The following is a 2026-nucleotide window of genomic DNA, read 5'->3' as shown; positions in this document are numbered from 1 at the left end:
GACACTCACCGCACAAGGCCGCAAGACCAGGCAACTCGCCGTCAGCCACGCCTTCCACTCGGCCTCGATGGAACCGATGCTCGCACAGTTCCGGCAGATCGCCCAGGAACTCACCTACCAACAGCCCCGCATCACGGTCGTCTCCAACGTCACCGGCACCATAGCCACCGCCGACCAGCTCACCTCCCCCGAATACTGGGTACGCCACGTCCGCGAAGCCGTCCGCTTCGCCGACGGAGTGACAGCCCTGCACGAACAGGGTGTGAACCTGTTCCTGGAAGCAGGACCCGACGCTGTCCTCACCGCCCTCGTCCAGCAGACCCTGGACGGAGCCGACGTCCACCTCGCGACCGCGCTGCGGCGCGGCCGGGACGAGGCCGAGTCCGCGCTCACCGCGCTCGGCCGGCTGCACACCGCCGGACGGGCGGTCGACTGGCGGACGCTCTTCGCCGGGAGCGGTGCGCGCCGCGTGGACCTGCCGACGTACGCCTTCCAGCACGAGTGGTACTGGCCGCAGACCTGGGCCGGTGCCCGTGACGCCACCTCGCTCGGGCTGAACGGCGCCGACCACCTGCTCCTCGGGGCGATCACTCCGCTGCCGGAGTCGGGCGGAGTCCTGGCCACCGGCCTGCTGTCGGTGCGGTCCCATCCGTGGCTGGCGGACCACGTCGTCGCCGGGACGACCGTGGTCCCGGGGGCGGCCCTGGTGGAGATGGTGGTGCGCGCCGGCGACGAAGCGGGCGCCACAACGGTCGAGGAGCTGGTGATCGAGACACCACTGGTGCTGCCCGAGAACGGAGCGGTGCGCGTCCAGGTGTCGGTGTCGGCCCGCGACGAGCTGGGCCGGCGTCCGGTCACCGTTCACTCGGCCGCGCAGGACGCCGACGCGGATGCCCCGTGGACCCGCCACGTCACCGGGTACCTCGCGGACCAGACCCACGACACCGGCTTCGACCTCGGCCAGTGGCCGCCCGCGCAGGCGGAACGCGTCGACCTCGACGGCTTCTACGACCGCCAGCTCGACGCCGGATACGCCTACGGACCCGCCTTCCAGGGCGTCCGGTCCGTGTGGACCAAGGGTGAGGAGGTGTACGCGGAGGTTGCCCTGCCCGAGGGCCAGACCGCCGAGGGCTTCGGCATCCACCCCGCACTGCTCGACGCCGCCCTGCAGACGACCGGGCTGCTGACCGCCGCAGACGGCTCCGCGCCGGGTGCGACACGGCTGCCCTTCGCCTGGAACGACGTCGTGCTGTACGCCTCCGGTGCCACGGCCCTGCGCGTCCGCGCGGCCCGTACCGGGCCCGACGGACTCACGCTGGAGATCGCCGACCACACCGGTGCCCCCGTGATGGGCATCGGGACGCTGACCATGCGCGAGGTCACCGCCGAGCAGCTCGGTGCGGCGGACGCCCCGGTCCACGACCACCTGTACCGCGTGGCCTGGGCGCCGGTGGTCCTGCCGGGTCAGGACGCGGCCACGGTCGCCGATATCGCCGTGGTCACCGACGGGGCGGCCGTGACCGCGCTGGCCGAGGCCGCGCCCGCATGGGGCCTGCTGGACCTGTCGGACACGCTGCCGGACGGGCTCGGGCACGGTGCCGCCCGCGCACAGGAGCTGACGGCCCGGACACTGGACGTGCTCCGGACCTGGCTGGCCGAGCCACGGCTCGACGGCTCCCGGCTCGCCGTCGTCACCCGGGGCGCGGTCCGTGACGTGACCGACCCGGCCGCGGGTGCGGTCTGGGGTCTGGTGCGCACCGCACAGTCCGAGAACCCCGGCCGGATCGTCCTGGTCGACCTGGACGAGGGATCCGTCGACCTGCTGCCGGCCGCGCTCGCCTGCGGCGAGGCACAGCTCGCCCTGCGCGACGGCGATGCCTTCGTTCCCCGGCTCGTCCGTGTGACGGACACCGCCACGTCGACCGGTCGGCCCCTCGATCCGGAGGGGACGGTGCTGGTGACAGGTGGTCTGGGCACGCTGGGCCGGCTGGCTGCGCGGCACCTGGCCCAGGAGCACGGGGTGCGC

Annotated in this window: 1 protein-coding gene; it reads left to right on the top strand. The window is 73.4% G+C overall.

Annotated elements, in window-relative coordinates; genetic code table 11:
• Positions 1 to 2026 (top strand): polyketide synthase dehydratase domain-containing protein (locus AB0M11_RS41270; RefSeq protein WP_365714135.1); only part of this gene is annotated, 2026 nt, incomplete at both ends.

It is taken from the genome of Streptomyces sp. NPDC051987, assembly GCF_040680735.1.
GTDB lineage: Bacteria > Actinomycetota > Actinomycetes > Streptomycetales > Streptomycetaceae > Streptomyces.
The sequence above is the reverse complement of the archived record's forward strand: the minus strand, read 5'-3'. Positions and strand labels throughout refer to the sequence as shown.